The organism is Bradyrhizobium sp. TM102 (assembly GCF_009176685.1).
Classification (GTDB): Bacteria; Pseudomonadota; Alphaproteobacteria; order Rhizobiales; family Xanthobacteraceae; genus Bradyrhizobium; species Bradyrhizobium ottawaense.
Genome location: NZ_AP021855.1, coordinates 2,427,867 through 2,446,988, shown reverse-complemented (window position 1 = coordinate 2,446,988; position 19,122 = coordinate 2,427,867). Strand labels below are relative to the sequence as shown.

The window sequence follows — 19,122 nt, the reverse complement described above, 5'->3', positions numbered from 1 at the left end:
TGCAGAAGGAACGTGTCGCGCAAGACGATTGCGCTGGAACGGGTTCTTCCTACTTCACGGATGCTTGAGTGTTGGTGATATATCGTGCCCCGGCTCTGCGGAGCAGCTTGCACCGCGTCCGGGACACGAGGACTTCGCTACAACCCCGCCTTCGCAATCGCATCCACAAAGGAGCGATCGACGATCTCGGCGGCATCGAGCTTCTGCTTGATCAGGCCCCAGCGGAAATAGAGGTCGATCGTGCCCTGCTCGTCCGCGACGACGCCGTCGTCGATCGGCGCGATGCGGATTTTTGCGCGCGAGAGCCAGTTCTGCGGCACGGCGACCGGGATGTTCATCAGCCTGCCCCAGGTCGCGGCATAGCTGTCGACATTGTTCAGCGACCATGCGCGCGCCGCGGTGAGGCGGCGGATGAAGTCGGTCAGCTCGGCGCGCTTGTCCCTGATCGCGTCAGGCCGCGCCACCTGGAAGCTGAGGCCCGGCGTCAGGCCTTCCGAGGTGATGATGCGCCGCGATCTGAACAGCACCTCCTCCTGGCTGACATAGGGCTCCCAGGTCGACCACGCATCGACCGAACCTTGCGTGTAGGCGATCTTGGCATCGGACGGCGCGAGGAACGCGATCTGCACGTCGCTCGCGCTCCAGCCGTTCTTCTCCAGCGCCGCGAGGATCAATTGATGGCCGATCGAGCCGCGGCCGGTTGCGATCTTCTTCTCGCGCAAATCGGCAAAGCTCCTGATCGGCGAATTCTCCGGCACGAGGATCGCGAGCCCCTCGCGCGTCTGCCGGATGGCGGCGATCGCCTTGACCGGCGCGCCCGAGGCGGCGGCGAAGGTGAAGGGCGCGTCGCCAACGAGCCCGGTCTCGATCGCGCCCGCGCTGAGCGCCTCCAGCAGCGGGGCTGCCGCCGGAAACTCCTTCCACTCGATCTTGTAAGGAACGTCCTTGAGCACGCCGGCCGCTTCCATCACGGCCTGCGAATTGCCCTTCTGGTCGCCGACGCGCAAAGTGGTTTGCGCTGGCGTCAGCTCGAACGAGCCGAACAGCAGCGCGCCAGCCAGCATGAGACGGATCATTCCGCGGCCTCGCCACGCACGGCCTGGCGCCTGGCGACCAGCTCTCGCGTCAGCGGGATCAGCTCACGACCATACTCGATCGCGTCGATCAAGGGATCGAAGCCGCGGATCAGGAAATGGCTGATGCCGAGATCGTAATAATCGCCGAAGACTTCGGCGACCTGCTCGGGCGTGCCGACCAGCGCGGTGGTGTTGCTGTTGGCGCCGGTGAGCTTTGCGATCTCGGTCCACAGCCGCTTGTCGATGCGGCTGCCCTGGTCGGCCAGCGCGAGCAGGCGCCGCGCGCCGGCAGTGGCGTGGCCGTCGGCGGGCTTGCGATAGCCGGTCTTGTCCTGCAGCGCGGTGGCGCGCGCCAGGATTTCCTCGGCCTTTTCCCAGGCCTGCTTCTCGGTGGGGGCAATGATCGGACGCACCGACAGGCTGAAGCGCGGCGTCGGCCGGCCCTGCCTGACAGCGGCGTTGTGGACGCGCGAGGTCACATCGCGCACCTGCGCGTAGGACTCGCCCCACAGCGCAAACGTGTCGGCGTGCTTGCCGGCAACGTCGATGGCCGCATCCGAGGCGCCGCCGAAATAGACGCGGATGCCCTCGGACCGATACGGCTTCACCTGCGAGAAGGCGTTCTCGACCTGATAGTACTTGCCCTTGTAGGTGAACGGCTTGTCGCTGGTCCATTCCAGCTTGAGGATATCGAGAAACTCGGAGGTGCGGGCGTAGCGCTCGTCCTTGTCGTCGAGCGTGTTGCCGTCCTGCCTGAGCTCGGTGGCATTGCCGCCAGTGATGACGTGGAGCGCAACCCTGCCGCGGGAAAACTGATCGAGCACGGCAAACTGCCGCGCCAGCAGCGTCGGGGCGGTGAATCCCGGCCGCTGCGCGATCAGCACGTTGAGGCGGGAGGTCACGTTGAGGACGTGCTGCGCCACCTGGAGCGCGTCGGGCGAGGTCGAATGAAACGCCAGCAGCGCGCGATCGAAGCCGGCATTCTCATGCGCCTTCGCCACCGTCTCGATGTGGGTGGGGTTGAGCACCGGTCCCTCACGGACAACGGTCTCCGACGAATTGTTGTTGCTGATGAAGCCGATGAACTCGATCGACATGATCGTCTCCCTGTTGATGTCCTAGAGGCCCAGTGCGGCGCGGCCGAGGCCGATGCGCGTGGAATCATCCTGCGGCGTGTGCACCCGACCGCACAGCACGTCGCGATAGTGCCGCTCCAGCGGATTGGCGCGGGACAGGCCGTGATTGCCGGTGAGGGACAGTGCATCCTCGACCACGGCGATCGCGTTGTTGGTGACGGTGAGCTTGATGACGTTGGATTCGCCGGCAGAGAGTCCAACGCCGTCGTCGAAATCGCCTGCAAAGGAGGCGATCAGCCGCGCGTTGACCGCGAGCCTGGCTTCGATGGCACCGAGGATCTCCTGTGCGCGAGCCAAGGTCGCGAGCGGCGCGCCGAGGCTGGCGGGCACGCGCTGCTTCAGGAACCTGATCAACCAGTCGCGCGCCGCGCGGGCAACACCGTCGTAGATCGCCGCGACGAAGACCGTGTGGATGGCGGCCTGTGCAACGTCGGGCGCACGCCAGTCCGCCGGCTTGCGCACGTCGACCTCGGCATCGAGGGGGATCACGACGTCGTCGAAGATGACGTCATGGCTGCCGCTGGCGCGCAGGCCGTGATGGTCCCAGGTCTCGACGATGCGGGTGCCCGGCAGGCCCGCCGGCACCAGGAATTGCCCGACGCGCGGCTCGGCCTCATCCGTCCGCGCCCAGACCAGGTACCATTTCAGGATCGGCGATCCCGTCGAATAGATCTTGTGGCCGGAGAGGCGCCAGCCGGTCTCGGTGCGCCGCGCGACCGTCGCCGGCAGGCCGCCGCGCGCGGGCGAGCCGAGCTCGGGCTCGACCCGCAGCGCGTTGACGAGCGCAAGGCCCTCGACGCTCTCGCGCGCAAGCTTGCGCGAGTGCCGCACCGGCCAGGTCGGGCTGCGCGCCATCACGAGATGATTGATGTAATGCATCGACAGCACCAGCGCGGTCGACGGGTCGGCCTTGCCGATGATGCCGATGACGCGCGCAGTGTAGCGCGCACCGGCGCCGGCCCCGCCATGGACCGCCGGCACCGTCAGCGACAGCAAGTTCGCTTCGGACAGCTCGCGAAAATTCTCGAAGGGGAAGCTGCCGGTGCGGTCATGCCCGGCCGCGCGTGCCGCGAAACCTTCGGCCAATGCTTCGGCACGCGCGATGTAGTCGGGCTCGCTATGGGCCGCGCGCCCCTTGGCTACGGATGTCACCATGTTGCGTCCAATCCCAGCAGGCCGAGGATCTGGCGGCGCAGATCGGCGAGATAAGGATCGCCGCGATGACGCGGATAGGGCCGGTCGACGCGGATGTCGGCTTTCACGCGTGCGGGACGATCGCTGAAGACGATGACGCGGTTGGCGAGCACGAGGGCTTCCTCGGCGTCATGGGTCACGAGCAGCGTGGTAAAACCCTTGCGCTGCCAGAGCGAGACGAGCTCGGCCTGCATGGTGATGCGGGTCAGCGAGTCGAGCTTTCCGAGCGGCTCGTCGAGAATCAGGATCTTGGGATCGTTGACCAATGCACGCGCCAGCGCGACACGCTGCGCCATGCCGCCGGAGAGCTGGTGCGGATAGGCGTTGCGGAACGACGCCAGCCCAACCAGATCGAGCGCGGCATCGACACGATGACGCTGGCTCTTGAGAATGCCCTGGGCCTCGAGGCCCAGGGCGACGTTGTCCCAGACCGACCGCCAGGGAAACAGCGTCGGATCCTGGAACACGACCACGCGCGAGGGATGTGGACTCCTGATGCGCTCCTCGTCCTCGCGCAATCGTCCAGCCCTGGGTTTGTCGAGGCCGGCGACGAGGCGCAGCAAGGTCGACTTGCCGCAGCCGGAGGGGCCGAGCAGCGCGACGAACTCGCCTGGCTCGACCGAGAGGCTGACGTCGCTGAGCACCGGCAACTCTGCGCCGTCGATGTCGAAGGCGTGGCTGACCTGCTCAATGTCGAGCGCGGCGCCGGCGGCCGGATGCGTGACCGCTTCAGCCAAAGCTGCGGCTACCATTTCACAGTCCCCTTCTGCCAGACCAAGAGACGATCGCGGATCGCAAACAGCAGCGTGATCGCACCGGAGCAGAGCAGCGACATCACGATCAGCGCCGCATACATGTTGGCGTAGGCCGCCCAGCCCTGCGCCCATTGCAGGTACCAACCGAGCCCGGCCTTGACGCCGATCATCTCGGCGACGACGAGCACGGCGAAGGACGAGCCGAGCCCCATGAACAGTCCGACGAAGACGTGCGGCAGCGCGGCGGGGATCGCGACCTTCAGCACCAGGAAGGACGGCTTGGCGCCGAGCGTGCGCGCGACGTCGTAATAGGCATTGCTGACGCTCGCGACACCCGACCAGGTCAGCACGGTGACGGGAAAGCCCGTTGCCAGCGCGATCAGGAAGGTCGAGGCGCTCCAGCTCGACGGGAAGGTGAAGAAGGCGATCGGCAGCCAGGCCGTTGCCGGCAGCGGGCCGATGAAGCGTAGCACCGGATGCACCCAATAGCCGACCGCGCGCGACCAGCCGATCGAGACGCCGGTCAGGAAGCCGACCGTGGCGCCGATCAGATAGCCGCCGAGCTGAAGCTTGACCGAGGCGAAAACGCTATCGAGCAGCTTTGGCAAATCGTCGGTATAGACCTCGATGATCGACTGCGGCGGCGGGAAGAACGGCAGCGGCAGCCAGGCGAACTTTGCCGTCGCGACCTCCCACAGCGTCAGGAAGGCGCCGAGCGCGACCAGCCAGGGCGCGCGCTTGTGCAGGGCCTTGCCCGCCGATCCCAGATAATCGGCGCCGATGGTGCCGAACAGCGCGATGGCCGCGATGACGAAGGCGGCGATGCCGAGCGAATGCGTGCGCGACCAGTCGCCGACATCCGCCCACCACAGGCAGGACAGGCCGAAGGCGATCCAGGCGATGCTGGCGAGCACACCGACGCCGGATTCCTTCGCCCAGTTCGCCAGCAACGGCGCGCGCGAGAGGCGCGGCGCGCCGGAGGCAAGGCCGTCAGACAGCGAATACGTCGACATAGATGCGCTCCGCGAATTTGGCCGTGTCGGTGCTCGGCTTGAAGACCTGCACGCTCTTGAGATCGTCGGCATAGGCCTTGAGCTCGCGCTTCAGCACATCGCCGACGGGATGATGATGGTGGGTGTGGTAGCGCACCATGCCCTCGATATCGGCGAGCGTGGCCGCCTTCGGCGCGTAGGGCTGGAACGATTTTGCGGCGGCCGTCGCATTCTGCGAGCTGAACATCGCGGCATCGAGCAGCGCCTGTGTGATGGCGCGCGCGACCTGCGGCTCCTCCCGCACCAGGCTGCCGCGCAGGCCGAGGATGCAGCAGCTCTTTTCACGGAATTCACCGTCGAGATTGGAGGCGACCTCCTTGTACTGGGTGTCCTTGAGCCAGAGATAGGCCAGCGGATCGGAGGACAGGAACGCCTGCACCTCGCCCTTCTCGACGGCGACGTTAAGGAGGTTGCCGGGATAGGCGCGCCAGTCGACGTCCTTGTTCGGATCGATACCGAGCTTTGCCAATTGGATTGAGAAGAAGTTCTTGTCGGGACCGGCGAGATCGCCGACCGCGACGATCTTGCCCTTGAGATCGGCGAGCTTGGCAACACTGGAATCGGCGCGCGACAGCACGCGCATGCAGCCGCCATGGGTGCCGGCGGCGATCTTGACGTCAAAGCCCTGCTCCAGCGGCTTCAGCCAGCGCAGCGCCATGCCGAGACCGGCATCGCTCTTTCCCGTCGCGATCGCCTCGAGCAGTTGATCAGTCGAGCCGGAATAGTTGACGAGCTCGACGTCGAGATTGTGCTTCTGGAAGAAGCCATGCTCGATGGCAACAGGCACCGGCGCGAGGCAGACGGCGCCGGCATTCCACGACAGTTTCAGCTTGCGCGGCGCACCGGTGAGCGCGGGGGCAACGGACGCCGTCCGGCACAGCGGAAACTCCGAGAAATCGATGCCGGATGCGATGCCGCGCGGCGCAAAAGCGTGAGCGCCCAGCGCGCCGAGCGGCGCAGCGAAAGCTGCCGCAAGCCCCGCCTGGAGCAGATGGCGCCGGTCGAGCCCCCGTCCGCCGCGCTTGTCGTCGTTGTTCATCAGTCCCCACTCCTGCGCTGGCACGACTCCGCCCTTAGCGCAACGCTTCACGTTGCGCATGGTCCGTACGGAGCTGCGTTGAGAGAAAATTATTCCGCCGGCGTTTGTCGCGCCGCGTTGATGCGATACGCAAATCATGCGGCGCGCTCGCCGCATCGTCAATGAAATGGAATTTCGAATGTGATGCGAAGCAGGGTCATTCTCTCCATCAGCGCGCGCGGGGACGATGAAACGATTTTCGTGAATGCGGTTGCTCCCGGCGATCGCCACAAGCGCGCATCTGCTCAGATCCCGTGCATCTTTCTTCCGCAGGACCATCGTGTTCTCGCGCGCAAGGATTCAATGAAACGTCCTTGCCCGATGCGCGCGCAATACGGTTGGCCATTTCATTGACTGCACTTCGCTCGGTCATAGACTCGATCGTCTCGCTGCATCGCTCGCTCACGCGTCGTGAGCCAAAGTCACAAGCACGCAACAAGACAGGCTATATGAGCATCAACTCCCACGATCATTCCATCACCCGCCGGCTCGCCGCTTCGCTATTCGCCGCCGCCATCACGCTATCGGCGACTGCCGCGTCGTTTGCCGCGGACACCGTCGTGCTGCGCGTCGGCGACCAGAAGGGCGGCAACCGCTCGCTGCTCGAGATCTCCGGCTATGCGAAGGACCTGCCCTACAGAATCGAATGGTCGGAATTCCCCGCCGCGGCGCCGATCCTGGAAGCGCTCAACGCCGGCGCGCTCGACGTCGGCTACACCGGCGATCTCTCCTTCCTCTCGGTCTACGCCGCGGGCGCGCCGATCAAGGCGATCGGCGGCACCAGGTCGGATGCGAAGACGCAAGCCATCCTGGTGCGTCAGGACTCGCCGATCAAATCGGCCGCCGACCTTAGGGGTAAACGCCTCGCCGGCACGCGCGGCGGCTGGGGTCAGTTCCTGATCGACGCGACGCTGGAGAAGGCGCAGATCAAGCTCGAGGATGCGACCTTCGCGCCGCTCGGCCCCGTCGATGCCAAGATCGCGCTGGTCGCCGGCTCGATCGACGCCTGGGCGGTGTGGGAGCCTTACGTGTCGTTCGCGACGCTGAAGGACAAGGCGCGGGTGATCGCCGACGGCGAGGGCCTGACGCCGACCATCACCTTCATCGTCGCCTCCGACAACGCCATCGCCACCAAGCGCGCGGCGGTGCAGGACCTGGTGCAGCGGCTGAACAAGGCGCGGCTGTGGTCGCTGGATCACGTTTCCGAATATGCCAGGAACACCGCCGAGCTGACCAAATTGCCGGAAGACGTGCTGCTGTCAGCCTACACAGCGCAACGTACCAGCCCGATCGTAATCGACGAGAACGTGGTGAAGGAGGTGCAGGAAGCCTCCGATCGCTCGACGCGTTACGGCATCCTGCCCAAGAAGCTCGACGTCAGCAAAGCCGTCGACCGCAGCTTCACGGCTGCGGCGGCGGGATCGAATTAACTTCCAGCGGATGACACTTGACACCCCAACAAAGGTGCGCTCCCTCCCCCCTTGTGGGGGAGGGAGCGGAGAGAGCGCTGCTGTTGTCCGAACTCAATTCGACTTCAATCCTTCGCGCTCAGAATGGAGACGGCCTCGCCTCAAGGCCGGCCGGCTGCATCTCGCCGCGATCGTGCTCACGCATTTCGCCTGCATGAGCCTGATCGTGTGGCTCTCGCTGTAGCTTCGCGCGATCACCAGTATCCGCGATAATAAGGCCGGTAGTACGCGCGCGGCCGGTAATAGCCATAGCGGTAGCCGTAGTACGGACGGGGACGGTAATAGGAACGATATCCATAACCGTAACCCGGACCATAGGCGTAACCCGGTCCATAGCCGCCATAATAGGCGGGCGCATAACCATAGCCATAGCCGCCGTAATACGGACCGCCGCCGTAATAGCCGTAGCCATAAGGCGCGCTGCTGGCGATGGCGCTGCCGATGATCGCGCCGGCGAGGAGGCCACCTCCGCCCCATCCCCAGCCACGACCGCGCCAATGCACCTGCGCGACATCGTCACCGACAGCGGCCTTCATGGTCGCGACGTTTGTCGGCAGCGGTGCCGCTGCCGCCTGTTGAATTTGGCCGGCGATGACCACGCCGGCGACCGAACAAGCAATTGCCGTTTTCCAGATCCTCATCGACTTGCTCCCTGTCTGACGTCTTGCTTGGAAAAGGATCGCAGCGGCATGATCGGGCATCTTTGCGCCAAGTCAAAGCCCGGATTTTCAAGCCCGGATTTGCGTGCGGCGCACAAGCCTCGTCCAAGCCTGGTCCATGCCTCGCTGCGAGCCGGCTGCCGGCATGCGAGGCGAACCAACGTGCCCCGCTCTGCCCGACGTGACACCGGGGCGATGCCGGAGCCCCGCGGCCAAGGCAAAGCATTAAGCTTCTCGCCTGCGCAACCAACAACCTACTTCACGATTGACTATTCGTACCGTTACTATCGGTTCCAATGGCGCGAGGCTTCTCGCGACAAATAGCCTCGGCCTGCGCCGGGCGTGAGTGGGGAGGACGACATGAGTGCCGCGAGACCCGAGCCGCTTGCCCGTCAGGCGCTGGCGTTCGTCCTGGCCGGCGGACGTGGCAGCCGGCTCCTGGAACTGACCGACCGCCGCGCCAAGCCAGCCGTCTATTTCGGCGGCAAGTCCCGCATCATCGATTTCGCGCTGTCGAATGCCGTCAATTCGGGCATCCGCCGCATCGCAGTCGCCACCCAATACAAGGCGCACAGCCTGATCCGGCACCTTCAGATGGGCTGGAACTTCTTTCGCCCGGAGCGAAACGAGAGCTTCGACATCCTCCCCGCGAGCCAGCGCGTCTCCGAGAACATGTGGTATGTCGGCACGGCGGATGCGGTCTACCAGAACATCGACATCATCGAATCCCACGCCTGCCGCTTCATCGTGGTGCTGGCCGGCGACCACATCTACAAGATGGACTACGAGGTGATGCTGCGCCAGCACGTCGACAGCGGCGCCGACGTCACGGTCGGTTGCCTGGAGATGCCGCGGACGGAATCTTCGGGCTTCGGCATCATGCATATCGACGAGAACGGCTGGATTCAGGAGTTCCTGGAGAAGCCGAAGGATCCGCCGCCGATGCCGGGCAAGCCGGACGTCTCGCTCGCCAGCATGGGCATCTACGTGTTCGACGCGAAGTTCCTGTTCGAGGAGCTCAAGCGCGACGCCGAGGACCCGAACTCGAACCACGATTTCGGCAAGGACATCATTCCCTACCTGGTCAAGAACGGCCGCGCGATGGCGCACCAATATTCCACCTCCTGCGTGCGTTCCGGCAGCGACCCCCGCGCCTATTGGCGCGATGTCGGCACGGTCGATGCCTATTGGGCCGCCAATATCGACCTCACTGACGTCGTGCCCGAGCTCGACCTGTTCGACAGCTCCTGGCCGATCTGGTCCTATGCGGAGATCACGCCGCCGGCGAAATTCGTTCATGACGAGGAGAGCCGGCGCGGCCAGGCCGTGAGCTCGCTGGTCTCGGGCGGTTGCATCATCTCCGGCGCCTCGCTGCGCCGATCGCTGCTGTTCACCGGCGTGCGCATCAACTCCTACGCCAATGTCGAGAACGCCGTGATCATGCCCTATGTCAGTGTCGGCCGCGGCGCTCGCCTGAAGAACGTCGTGATCGACCGCGGCGTCGAGATTCCGGAAGGACTCGTGATCGGCGAGGACCCGGCGTTCGATGCCAAGCGCTTCCGCACCACCGAGCAGGGGATTTCCCTCGTCACTCAGCCGATGATCGACAGGCTCAATACATGAGGCCTGTTCGCGTCCTCGCGGTCGCTTCTGAAGTCTATCCCATCGTCAAGACCGGCGGCCTCGCGGATGTCGCCGGCGCGCTGCCGATTGCGCTGAAGGCGCATGGCGTCGAGATGCGCACCTTGATGCCGGGTTATCCCGACGTGACGCGGATCGTATCGAACGCAGAGGAAATCCGGAGCTGGCCGGATTATTTCGGCGGACCGGGCCGGCTGCTCGCGGGCTCCCACGACGGGCTCGACCTGTTCGTGCTCGACGTGCCACATCTCTATGCGCGGCCGGGCAATCCCTATGTCACCACCGAGGGTGTCGACTGGCCGGACAATGGCGTGCGCTTCGCGGCGCTGTCGCGCATCGCCGCCGATATCGGCCACGGCCTCGTCCCCGCCTTCGTACCCGATGTCGTGCAGGCCCATGACTGGCAGGCCGGGCTCGCGCCAGCCTATCTGCACTATGACAATCGCCCGCGACCCGGCACCGTGATGACCATCCATAACATGGCCTATCAGGGCAAGTTCGCTCCCGAGCTGATCGGTGCGATCGGCCTGCCCTGGCACGCGTTCAACGTCAATGAGATCGAATATTTCGGCGGCATCAGCTTTTTGAAGGCGGGCCTGCAATTCGCCGATCGCATCACGACGGTGTCGCCGACCTACGCACAGGAGATCCAGAGCGACGAAGGCGGCATGGGATTCGGTGGCCTGTTGCGCGCACGCGCAAACGTGCTGAGCGGCATCCTCAACGGCATCGACGTCTCGGTGTGGAATCCGCAGGACGATCCGCACATCGCCTACCGCTACGGCGCGGAGGACCTCACCTTCCGGGCCGCGAACAAGGCGGTGCTTCAGCAGCAGTTCAATCTCGACTCCTCCGACGAAGCGCCGCTGCTCGGCGTCATCAGCCGGCTGTCCTGGCAGAAGGGGCTCGATCTGCTGCTCGAGGCCATTCCGACCATTCTGGCCGAAGGCATGCAGCTCGCGCTGCTCGGCAGCGGCGACCGCGATCTCCAGGATCGCTATCAGGCCGCTGCCCGCGCCAATCCCGGACGGATCGGCGTCGTGATCGGCTATGACGAGATCCTGGCGCACCTGCTCCAGGCCGGCTCGGACGCGCTGATCGTGCCCTCGCGCTTCGAGCCGTGCGGCCTGACCCAGCTCTGCGCGCTGCGCTACGGCGCCGTCCCGATCGTCTCACGCGTAGGCGGGCTCGAGGACACCATCGTCGACATCGGAGAGGCCGACGCCGCCGACCGCGATGCCACCGGCTTCAAGTTCGCACCCGTGACGGCGGAGGCCCTTGCCGGCAGCTTACGCAAGGCCAACACCGCCTTCCACGACAAGCCGACCTGGCGCCAACTGCAACGACACGGCCTTGCGACCGACGTCTCCTGGCGCAACCGCGCCGGCGACTATGCCGCGCTCTATCGTGGGCTCACGGCGGAGCGTGCCTGAGGCATGACCGTCGTCGAATCCATGCTATAGAGCCGGCATGGACCCGTTCGTGATCAAGCTGATCGGCTTTGCCGCCGCCACCTGCACCACCGTGGCCTACGCGCCGCAAGCCATCAAGGTGTGGAAGACCCGCTCCACCGGAGACATCTCGCTCGGCATGTTCCTGGTCATGGTGCTGGGCCTCGCGCTCTGGCTGATCTACGGCCTGCTCTCGGGCGATGCGCCGCTGGTCGCCGCCAACGCCATCACCATGCTGCTCGCCGGCGGCATTTTGTTCATGAAGCTGAAATACGGGTGAGGTCGCGGGATGCCGTAGGGCGGATTAGCCGAAGGCGTAATCCGCCACTCTTAATGCCGCACGACGGCGGATTACGCCAGCGGACTGCGCTTCGCGCAGCCGCGGGCTAATCCGCCCTACGAATTCATCCAAACACATACGACGCCATCGCCACACCGGCGACCTCGTCGACGAAGACGCGCTTGCCGATATCGCTGCCGGCGGCGCCGGCGGCCACCATCAGCGGCAGCAGATGGTCCTCGCGCGGATGCGCCAGGCGCGCGCTCGGTGCATTCTCCCAATCCACCAGCATCGCGTTGCGGCGGGCCGGATCGGGGTTGCTGATCGCCTCGTTCAGATAGGCCTCGAAATCATACGAGACCGGCTTGGACTCGGGCCGGTTGAAGCCGCGCATGTTGTGATAGGTCAGCCCGCTGCCGACGATCAGGATGCCTTCATCGCGGAGCGAGGCAATCGCCTCGCCGACCCTGATGTGCTCGGCCGCATCGTAAGCAGACTTCAGCGACAGCAGCACGATCGGCATGTCGGCGTTCGGATACATCAGGCCGAGCGGCACGAAGGTGCCGTGATCAAAACCCTGGTTGGGATCTTCCCGGCATTCCAGGCCGGCCCGCGTGAGCAGCGCCTTCACCTCGGTCGCCAGTTCGGGCCGGCCCGGCGCCGGATATTTGAGATGATAGGTATGCTCGGGGAAACCGTAATAGTCGTACACCATCGGCGGCTGCGCCGAGGTCGAGACGGTGAAGGCATCGGCCTCCCAATGGCCGGTGACCACGAGCACGGCCTTTGGTCTCTCCGGGAGAAGCTGCGGCAACCGGCCGAACTCTTCGGCGGTTCTGGCATATTGCACCCGCCGGTCCTCCATGAAGGGCCAGGGGCCGCCGCCATGCGACAGGAACAGGGTCGGAAATCGCGTCATGGGGCTTCGTCTCATCGGCACTCTGCGCGTGCCCGCGCGTCCGGCGGCGAGCATAGGCAAACCGGCATGGTTAGCAAGTCGTTAACGATTTGCCGCCCAAAATCCCCGGCGTGGCCGAAGCAGTCGGCCTGAAGACAAGTGAGACGTGAGATGAAGAAGTTTGCGCTGGGGGACGTCGTCAACAGTGACAAGGGCCGCCGCGGCATCGTTCGCGCCGCCTTCAAGTCACGCGAAGGCCAGCAGTTCTATGCCGTCGAGAAGGACGGCGCGATGGACTATCTGGAGGAAGGCCGGCTGACGCCGGCGCCCCGCGTCGAGCTCGCCGCTTAAGTCCAGCTCATTTCTTGCTCTCGCCTGCGATCCGGTCGAGACGCTCCGACCAGGGGTCGTCTCCGCTCGCGATGTGATCGTTCGCGATCAGCAGCAGGCGATCGCGGCCAGCGACGGAATCCCAATGCGGCAGACCGGGACCGTTGGGATCGCCGCTTCTGGCGAAGTTGATCCAATAGGACCGCATGCGGCTTGCGACCTCGCGATCAGCCCGCGAGAAGATGCCCGCTCCCGGCACGCCTTCTGCACCGAAGATGAACTGCAGCTCGCGCCCATGCCCAGGCCCAGGATTGGCGCGACGCGCCTCGGGCACATAGGCGAAGCGATAGCGAAAGGTCGCCGCGCCGCTTGCGGCATGCAGGCGCGCCAGCAGTCTTGCGGGCTCGGAAAAGACCTTGTCGGTGTAGAATCGTGCCGCAACATCCGAAGGCTTAACAAGAGAAGGCTTGGCGAGAGAAGGCTTGGCGAGATCAGGATAGAGCTTGCGCAGCTCATCGCTTGTGAGGCCTGACGCTGCAAGCTCCTCCTTGGCATCGAACTCGCCGTCGAAACCCGTCTCGTCGTCGTTCGAGCCGATGATCAGGGGAATGCGGCTTTGGTGTCCGGCCGCAAAGCCTGCCGCGATATCCTCGGTCACCAGAGCTCCGTCCATCATCGGCGCGAAGCCGTACCGCGATTGCTCCAGCAGACGGCTTTCGGCGGCAAGCAGGCGTCGCGGTCCGGCGGCACGCAAATCCGCCTGCGGTCCGAGCGCCGCCACGAACTGCCGGCCCATCGCCTGCGCATCCTGCGCCGAGCGCAGGGGCGCGCGAGCGGGCACCGATTGCAGAATGGCCTTCTGGAACAGATCGCGCGACTGCGCGGACAGCATCAGAAGCGCGATCGATGTCGCGCCTGCGTCGCTGCCGAACAAGGTGACATTGTGCGGATCACCGCCGAAGGCGGCGATGTTGTCATGAACCCAATGCAGCGCGGCGATCTGGTCCATCAGGCCGTAATTGCCGGAGCCGCCGTCCGTCAGCGCAGGATCAGTGAGCCAGCCGAGCACGCCAAGGCGATAATTTGCGGTGACCACGATGAGGCCGGCCTGCGCCAGCGTGGCACCGTCGAACAGCCGCTCATTCGCGGTGCCGCCGATGAAGCCGCCGCCATGGATGAACATCATCACCGGCAGCGGGCCGTCGACCCCGAAGGGACGGAACACGTTCAGCGTCAGGCAATCCTCGCCCGCATCAGGCAAGGACGGCTGAAGGCACGGCGCGCCGTAATCGTAGGCGGTGTGCATCTCCGAACTTTCGGGCGTCGGCTGCGGCGGTCGCCACCGCAGTGCGCCGACCGGCGGCGCCGCATAGGCCAGTCCCTTGAACGAGGCCACCTCACCCTCGACGGCGCCGAGAATCTGTCCTTCACGCGTCAGCGCGAACGGAAACTGTCCGACCGGCTGCGCCACGGCCGAGCCAGCGCAACACAGGACAATGGAGGCCGCAAGAAGCGCGAGCAGGGATCGCATCTTCGGTGCATCTCGATGCGCGGAACGGTTTCCTGCAGGTTACGTCCGCGGCCGTCGGCGGAGCAAGCCTGCCGGCTCACACTAACCGCGCTTTGCGAGAATCGCCGCCAGTGCGTGCCGCGCGACGATGCCGAGCTCGCCGAGCGTGGAGTGCCCGGCCCGCGCGGCTTCGATCAGGCGTTCGGCGATGAACCTGCGGCTGTCGTGATCGCCGCCATGCGGCAATTGCCTACACGTCTCCTCCAGGACGACGTCCATGTTCGCTTTGGTCCGCTCACTCAACTCTGTCATGACGCCCGGCCGGTACGCGTGGCTTGTAACCGCAAGCATACACAGGCGGATCGGGCATGATTAGCCCGGGCAATCACGGCCATTGTGCATCGCGGTGCGTGTAGTGCCGCAACATTCACGCGCCACGGTGACGCCGCAAACGCCTACCGAAGATTGCACTTGCTGTGATGACAAGCCGTGCATGTGGCGATAGCCTGCCGGCAAAACAAAACATACGGGAGGATGTCATGCCTGATGCGATGGTTGCCACACGTGCCTCCGATGAGCGCGGAACCGCTCAGCAGGTCGATGTCGCCGTGGTCGGCGCCGGCTTTGCCGGCCTCTATCTCCTTCATCGCCTGCGCAAGGCCGGCCTCTCGGCGGTCGGGCTCGAAGAGGCCGGCGACGTCGGCGGCACCTGGTACTGGAACCGCTATCCGGGCGCGCGCTGCGACATCCAGACCATCGACTACAGCTACACCTTCGATCCGGAGCTCGAGACGGCCTGGACCTGGTCGGAGAAATACGCCACCCAGCCCGAAATCCTGCGTTATCTCGGCTTCGTCGCCGACCGCTACGATCTCAGGGGCGACATCCGCTTCAGGACCAAGGTCACCGAAGCCAAGTGGGACGAGAAGGCCGAGCGCTGGCAGCTGACCACGGACAATGGCCCACCTGTCTCCTGCCGCCACTACATCATGGCCACCGGCTGCCTCTCGGCGCCGAAGCCGCCGGAGATCGACGGCGTCAAGGATTTCAAGGGCGAGGTCTATTTCACCGGACGCTGGCCGCATGGCGGCGTCAATCTCGCGGGAAAACGCGTCGCCGTGATCGGCACCGGCTCGTCCGCCATCCAGTCGATCCCGCTGATCGCCGAGCAGGCCGCGCATCTGACCGTGTTCCAGCGCACGCCGAACTTCGCACTGCCTGCGCATAACGGGCCGGCGCCATCGGACCGCATGAGCCTGCTGCAGTCCGATCGCCCGGCCTATCGCGAGCAGGCGCGCCAGTCGATGGCGGGCGTGCCCTATCCGCAGCAGACGGTCGTGAGCTGGCAATTGAGCGATGCCGAGCGTCGCGAGCGATTCGAACGTGCCTGGGCCGCCGGCGACCTCGTCCACATCCTGACCCAGCTCTGGGCCGATCAGGCCGTCGACGTCGACGGCAACAAGATCGTCCAGGACCTGATCCGCGAGAAGATCCGGGCGGCAGTCAAGGACCCCGAGACAGCGGCGGCGCTCACGCCGCACGATCATCCCTTCGGCGCAAAGCGTCCCTGCCTCGACACCAATTATTACGCCACTTACAACCGGCCGAACGTCACGCTGGTCAATCTGCGCCAGGAGCCGATCAAGGCGATCACGGCGAGTGGCATCTCCACGAACGGCCGCAGCGTCGACGTCGAAATCATCGTATTCGCGACCGGGTTCGACGCCATGACCGGCGCAATCCGCGCCGTGCATCCGATCACCGGGCGCGGCGGCAAGTCGCTGACAGATGTCTGGGCGCAGGGGCCGCAGACCTATCTCGGGCTCACCGTCGAAGGCTTTCCCAACTTCTTCATGATCACCGGGCCCGGCAGCCCGTCGGTGCTGTCGAACATGGCGGTGTCGATCGAGCAGCATGTCGACTGGGTGGTCGACCGGCTCGCCGCATTGCGCGATGCCGGCTTCACCACGATCGAGCCGACCGAGACGGCGCAGGCCGGCTGGGGCCGGCACATGGCGGACTGCTCGATGGTGACGCTGCATCGGCTCGCCAACACCTGGTACACGGGCGCCAACGTCCCCGGCAAGGTGCAGGGCCTGATGCCCTATACCGGCGGCGTCGGCCCCTATCGCAGCATCTGCGACGAGGTGGTCAGCCGCGGCATGCTCGGTTTCAAGCTCACCGGCCCTGGCGGCGCAGAGCAATGCAATGACGGCGAGGTGGTGCGGCTGCAGCCGGATGTGCGGCTGGTGCTGAACCTGCTCGCATCGCTGAACCTGCCGCAGATCGAGTCGATGGGCGCGCTCGGCGCGCGCGAGTTCGTGAACGAGTTCAACAAGGGCCGTCCCGCCGGGCGGCCGATCGGCGATATCGTCGATGGCACCCTCCCCGTCACCGATGGCGCGCTGCCATACCGCGTCTACAAGCCGGCAACGCCGGGACCGCATCCGGTCGTGGTCTATTTCCACGGCGGCGGCTGGGTGCTCGGCGACGAGCAGTCGGACGAGCCGTTCTGCCGCGACATGGTGCGGCGGACCGGCATGATGTTCGTCAGCGTCGGCTATCGTCACGCGCCGGAGCATCGCTTCCCGACCGCTGCCGAAGACGGCTATGCGGCCACGCGCTGGATCGCCGAGCACGCCACTGAGCTCGGCGGCAAGCCGGGCCCGGTGCTGGTTGCGGGCTGGAGCGCCGGCGGCAACATCGCCGCCGTCACCTGCCAGCTCGCACGCGACCGCGGCGGGCCGGAGATCGCCGGTCAGCTCCTGATCTGCCCGGTCACCGACTGCACCTTCGATCGCCCGTCCTATAACGACAATGCGACCGGCTACTTCCTGACGCGCTCGCTGATGTACTGGTTCTGGGACCTCTACTGCTCGCCGGCGGACCGCACCGATCCGCGCGCCTCGCCACTCCGCGGCAAGGTCGAAAGGCTGCCGCCGGCCTTCGTGACGACCTGCGAGTTCGATCCGCTGCGCGACGAAGGCATCGCTTATGCCGAGGCGATGGCGGTCGCAGGCGTCCCGGTCGAGCAGCTCAAGGCGCACGGCCATTTCCACTCGTCCTTCACCATGGTCGATGTGGTGATCACGGGCGTCTCGGGCCGGGTGCAGATGGCGGAAGCCTTGCGGCGCTTTGCCGGGCTGCCGCCGGAGGTCAGCCGCGGTGACGAGCACGGCCACGGGCTAGCCAGCCCGGGGCGGAGAATCGCGGCGGCGGCGAGCTGATCATGACACCGCGGCCGGGAACCTTTTCCCGGCTGCTGCGTTGTGGCGTCGAGATGCAGCGACAGGTATGGGCCCCGGTACGCAAATCCGCGTGCTGGGGTGTTTTTTGCGTGAGGTGGGACGATGGGGGACGCGGTTGCGGAGTCAAAGGTCGATTTCGGTGCGCTTGCGGCCCTGCATAAATGGCCGTCGCTCGCAAACCAGCGCCGGCCGGACCGGGAATCATACCCGATAACGGAAGGCACTCTGGACGAGTGCATCTCGGCGTTCATGGGGAAGCCGGCCACGACCCGGCATCTCTATGAGATCCGGACAGCGGCACAGCCGCCGCTCGTGACCGGCATCCTCTCGCCCGAACACGTCATCGAGCTCTCGCGCTGGAGAGAATTTCTCTGACGGCGCTTCACATGCAGGCGCGTAGGAACTTTCTGCCGGTTCTTCCCGTTAGGGGAGATCGGAAGTCAAGGCGTGAGTGCCTCACATGCTTGCAGCTGGCGTACTACCCCCGGTCGTGCCCTACGGCGCAGACAAGACCCTGTTCGTGGTGATCGACCGCCTCGACCAGGCGACTGAGATTCGCATCGAGCGGAGCGATCTCGAAGCCACGATCGGCGAGTTCGTCGCCGGCTGCTTCAACGACCCCATCAAGGTGATTTCGTTCAACACGCTCGAACATTGGATGAAGGACATCTCGACCGACGTCGCCGGCGCGATAAAGGCACGCTGCGACATCTATGGCATAGAGCTGCCCGACTATCTCAGCGACTTCGTCGACAGCCATAGCTGAGGACACATCCACCTCATCGATTGCCTCGGCTCGCAGGAACAAAAAAAGCGCCGCTTCCGCGGCGCTTTTCGTGCGGCAACATTTTCAGTCGAGCATGATCTCTTCGGACAACCGCTTCGCGCTTCGCGCGAACGCGGCCCTCCGGGTCCGGATCATGCTTTAGTGGTGCCAGAACAATGCCAGCAGCAGAACGATCGGCAGCGGCACGCCAAGCAACCAAAGCAAAGCACCTCGTCCAAAACCCATGACGTCCTCCTCTTCAATCACTGTCATGACGCAGGAAAAAGGAAGAAGTTCCGCGCCTCTCAGCGAGGGCGAATGCGTTCAGCGCATGGATGCGGGAGTTAAGCGCGGCGGTGCTTGCCGGCGATGACCTCGATCTCGCGGCGGCGCTCGCCCGCGAAGGTCAGCAGCCTTTCGATCGTCAGCGTATCCGTGATCCGTTTGGCGAGCCGCTCGGCGCGCGCAGCCTGATCTTCGAGATACTGGATCGTGTTCAAGCGCCGCCTCCCCAGAAGGCTCCGAACCTGGAGCCCCGACTTGTTGGACACCCATGGTGCGACAGAGCAGCTAACAGCC

At 65.3% G+C, this 19,122-nt stretch carries 19 protein-coding genes; 8 read left to right on the top strand and 11 right to left on the bottom strand.

Annotation, left to right across the window (positions count from 1 at the left end):
• Nucleotides 1–137 precede the first annotated feature (137 nt).
• The 6 genes from GDN70_RS11510 to GDN70_RS11485 are packed head-to-tail and all read right to left on the bottom strand — an operon-like array spanning nt 138 to nt 6,252.
• Nucleotides 138–1,076, bottom strand: a complete 939-nt coding sequence (locus GDN70_RS11510; protein ID WP_152102534.1) for an ABC transporter substrate-binding protein — start codon at nt 1,074–1,076, stop codon at nt 138–140.
• Complete coding sequence (locus GDN70_RS11505; protein ID WP_152102533.1) at nt 1,073–2,173, bottom strand: LLM class flavin-dependent oxidoreductase; 1,101 nt, start codon at nt 2,171–2,173, stop codon at nt 1,073–1,075. Before GDN70_RS11505 ends, GDN70_RS11510 begins: the two co-directional genes overlap by 4 nt.
• Nucleotides 2,174–2,194: 21 nt before the next feature.
• Nucleotides 2,195–3,367, bottom strand: a complete 1,173-nt coding sequence (locus GDN70_RS11500; RefSeq protein ID WP_152102532.1) for an acyl-CoA dehydrogenase family protein — start codon at nt 3,365–3,367, stop codon at nt 2,195–2,197.
• Complete coding sequence (locus tag GDN70_RS11495) at nt 3,361–4,158, bottom strand: ABC transporter ATP-binding protein (protein ID WP_028145403.1); 798 nt, start codon at nt 4,156–4,158, stop codon at nt 3,361–3,363. The genes GDN70_RS11500 and GDN70_RS11495 overlap by 7 nt, the downstream gene beginning before the upstream one ends.
• Nucleotides 4,152–5,174 carry an ABC transporter permease gene (locus GDN70_RS11490; protein WP_038947589.1) on the bottom strand — a complete coding sequence of 341 codons (1,023 nt, stop codon included), beginning with the start codon at nt 5,172–5,174 and terminating at the stop codon, nt 4,152–4,154. Before GDN70_RS11490 ends, GDN70_RS11495 begins: the two co-directional genes overlap by 7 nt.
• Nucleotides 5,152–6,252: an ABC transporter substrate-binding protein gene (locus GDN70_RS11485; protein ID WP_152102531.1), complete on the bottom strand. Its 1,101-nt coding sequence runs from the start codon at nt 6,250–6,252 to the stop codon at nt 5,152–5,154. Before GDN70_RS11485 ends, GDN70_RS11490 begins: the two co-directional genes overlap by 23 nt.
• Before the next feature lie 488 nt (nt 6,253–6,740).
• On the opposite strand from GDN70_RS11485, the gene GDN70_RS11480 reads away from it, so the two are divergent.
• A complete protein-coding gene (locus GDN70_RS11480) occupies nt 6,741–7,721 on the top strand; it encodes an ABC transporter substrate-binding protein (RefSeq protein WP_152102530.1) in 981 nt (326 codons plus the stop codon).
• Between the two features lie 233 nt (nt 7,722–7,954).
• Here GDN70_RS11480 and GDN70_RS11470 read toward each other — a convergent pair whose 3' ends face one another.
• Nucleotides 7,955–8,401, bottom strand: coding sequence for a hypothetical protein (locus GDN70_RS11470; RefSeq protein WP_028145407.1), 447 nt, complete (start codon nt 8,399–8,401; stop codon nt 7,955–7,957).
• Between the two features lie 378 nt (nt 8,402–8,779).
• Between GDN70_RS11470 and glgC the strand changes: the two genes are divergently transcribed.
• The 3 genes from glgC to GDN70_RS11455 are packed head-to-tail and all read left to right on the top strand — an operon-like array spanning nt 8,780 to nt 11,791.
• Nucleotides 8,780–10,042, top strand: coding sequence for a glucose-1-phosphate adenylyltransferase (gene glgC, locus GDN70_RS11465; RefSeq protein WP_028145408.1), 1,263 nt, complete (start codon nt 8,780–8,782; stop codon nt 10,040–10,042).
• Complete coding sequence (gene glgA, locus GDN70_RS11460) at nt 10,039–11,493, top strand: glycogen synthase GlgA (protein ID WP_152102529.1); 1,455 nt, start codon at nt 10,039–10,041, stop codon at nt 11,491–11,493. Before glgC ends, glgA begins: the two co-directional genes overlap by 4 nt.
• Nucleotides 11,494–11,530: 37 nt before the next feature.
• Nucleotides 11,531–11,791: a SemiSWEET transporter gene (locus tag GDN70_RS11455; RefSeq protein ID WP_028145410.1), complete on the top strand. Its 261-nt coding sequence runs from the start codon at nt 11,531–11,533 to the stop codon at nt 11,789–11,791.
• Between the two features lie 124 nt (nt 11,792–11,915).
• Here the strand turns inward: GDN70_RS11455 and GDN70_RS11450 are convergent, their stop codons facing one another.
• On the bottom strand, nt 11,916–12,710 hold the full coding sequence (locus GDN70_RS11450; protein WP_038971188.1) for a class III extradiol ring-cleavage dioxygenase: 795 nt from the start codon (nt 12,708–12,710) through the stop codon (nt 11,916–11,918).
• A 150-nt stretch (nt 12,711–12,860) separates the two neighbouring features.
• Between GDN70_RS11450 and GDN70_RS11445 the strand changes: the two genes are divergently transcribed.
• Nucleotides 12,861–13,040 (top strand): hypothetical protein, encoded by a 180-nt coding sequence (locus GDN70_RS11445; RefSeq protein ID WP_028145412.1) that lies wholly within the window; start codon nt 12,861–12,863, stop codon nt 13,038–13,040.
• A gap of 7 nt (nt 13,041–13,047) precedes the next feature.
• Here GDN70_RS11445 and GDN70_RS11440 read toward each other — a convergent pair whose 3' ends face one another.
• Complete coding sequence (locus GDN70_RS11440) at nt 13,048–14,550, bottom strand: carboxylesterase/lipase family protein (RefSeq protein WP_152102528.1); 1,503 nt, start codon at nt 14,548–14,550, stop codon at nt 13,048–13,050.
• Nucleotides 14,551–14,631: 81 nt separating this feature from the next.
• The gene (locus GDN70_RS11435; protein WP_028145414.1) at nt 14,632–14,880 is read right to left on the bottom strand and encodes a hypothetical protein; all 249 of its coding nucleotides are present in this window, start codon (nt 14,878–14,880) and stop codon (nt 14,632–14,634) included.
• A 188-nt stretch (nt 14,881–15,068) separates the two neighbouring features.
• On the opposite strand from GDN70_RS11435, the gene GDN70_RS11430 reads away from it, so the two are divergent.
• The 3 genes from GDN70_RS11430 to GDN70_RS11420 all read left to right on the top strand — a co-directional run bounded on the left by GDN70_RS11430 (nt 15,069) and on the right by GDN70_RS11420 (nt 18,543).
• A complete protein-coding gene (locus GDN70_RS11430; RefSeq protein ID WP_152102527.1) occupies nt 15,069–17,756 on the top strand; it encodes an alpha/beta hydrolase fold domain-containing protein in 2,688 nt (895 codons plus the stop codon).
• A 123-nt stretch (nt 17,757–17,879) separates the two neighbouring features.
• Nucleotides 17,880–18,152, top strand: a complete 273-nt coding sequence (locus GDN70_RS35785; RefSeq protein WP_028145416.1) for a hypothetical protein — start codon at nt 17,880–17,882, stop codon at nt 18,150–18,152.
• Nucleotides 18,153–18,237: 85 nt separating this feature from the next.
• Nucleotides 18,238–18,543 (top strand): hypothetical protein, encoded by a 306-nt coding sequence (locus GDN70_RS11420; protein WP_038947598.1) that lies wholly within the window; start codon nt 18,238–18,240, stop codon nt 18,541–18,543.
• Nucleotides 18,544–18,887: 344 nt separating this feature from the next.
• Here GDN70_RS11420 and GDN70_RS34895 read toward each other — a convergent pair whose 3' ends face one another.
• Nucleotides 18,888–19,043 (bottom strand): hypothetical protein, encoded by a 156-nt coding sequence (locus tag GDN70_RS34895; protein ID WP_018319756.1) that lies wholly within the window; start codon nt 19,041–19,043, stop codon nt 18,888–18,890.
• Between the last annotated feature and the right edge of the window lie 79 nt (nt 19,044–19,122).

Coding starts and splice junctions, on each gene's coding strand:
- GDN70_RS11510 (WP_152102534.1), bottom strand. CDS start 1,076: ATGATCCGTCTCATGCTGGCTGGCGCGCTGCTGTTCGGCTCGTTCGAG.
- GDN70_RS11505 (WP_152102533.1), bottom strand. CDS start 2,173: ATGTCGATCGAGTTCATCGGCTTCATCAGCAACAACAATTCGTCGGAG.
- GDN70_RS11500 (WP_152102532.1), bottom strand. CDS start 3,367: ATGGTGACATCCGTAGCCAAGGGGCGCGCGGCCCATAGCGAGCCCGAC.
- GDN70_RS11495 (WP_028145403.1), bottom strand. CDS start 4,158: ATGGTAGCCGCAGCTTTGGCTGAAGCGGTCACGCATCCGGCCGCCGGC.
- GDN70_RS11490 (WP_038947589.1), bottom strand. CDS start 5,174: ATGTCGACGTATTCGCTGTCTGACGGCCTTGCCTCCGGCGCGCCGCGC.
- GDN70_RS11485 (WP_152102531.1), bottom strand. CDS start 6,252: ATGAACAACGACGACAAGCGCGGCGGACGGGGGCTCGACCGGCGCCAT.
- GDN70_RS11480 (WP_152102530.1), top strand. CDS start 6,741: ATGAGCATCAACTCCCACGATCATTCCATCACCCGCCGGCTCGCCGCT.
- GDN70_RS11470 (WP_028145407.1), bottom strand. CDS start 8,401: ATGAGGATCTGGAAAACGGCAATTGCTTGTTCGGTCGCCGGCGTGGTC.
- glgC (WP_028145408.1), top strand. CDS start 8,780: ATGAGTGCCGCGAGACCCGAGCCGCTTGCCCGTCAGGCGCTGGCGTTC.
- glgA (WP_152102529.1), top strand. CDS start 10,039: ATGAGGCCTGTTCGCGTCCTCGCGGTCGCTTCTGAAGTCTATCCCATC.
- GDN70_RS11455 (WP_028145410.1), top strand. CDS start 11,531: ATGGACCCGTTCGTGATCAAGCTGATCGGCTTTGCCGCCGCCACCTGC.
- GDN70_RS11450 (WP_038971188.1), bottom strand. CDS start 12,710: ATGACGCGATTTCCGACCCTGTTCCTGTCGCATGGCGGCGGCCCCTGG.
- GDN70_RS11445 (WP_028145412.1), top strand. CDS start 12,861: ATGAAGAAGTTTGCGCTGGGGGACGTCGTCAACAGTGACAAGGGCCGC.
- GDN70_RS11440 (WP_152102528.1), bottom strand. CDS start 14,550: ATGCGATCCCTGCTCGCGCTTCTTGCGGCCTCCATTGTCCTGTGTTGC.
- GDN70_RS11435 (WP_028145414.1), bottom strand. CDS start 14,880: ATGCTTGCGGTTACAAGCCACGCGTACCGGCCGGGCGTCATGACAGAG.
- GDN70_RS11430 (WP_152102527.1), top strand. CDS start 15,069: ATGCCTGATGCGATGGTTGCCACACGTGCCTCCGATGAGCGCGGAACC.
- GDN70_RS35785 (WP_028145416.1), top strand. CDS start 17,880: ATGGGGGACGCGGTTGCGGAGTCAAAGGTCGATTTCGGTGCGCTTGCG.
- GDN70_RS11420 (WP_038947598.1), top strand. CDS start 18,238: ATGCTTGCAGCTGGCGTACTACCCCCGGTCGTGCCCTACGGCGCAGAC.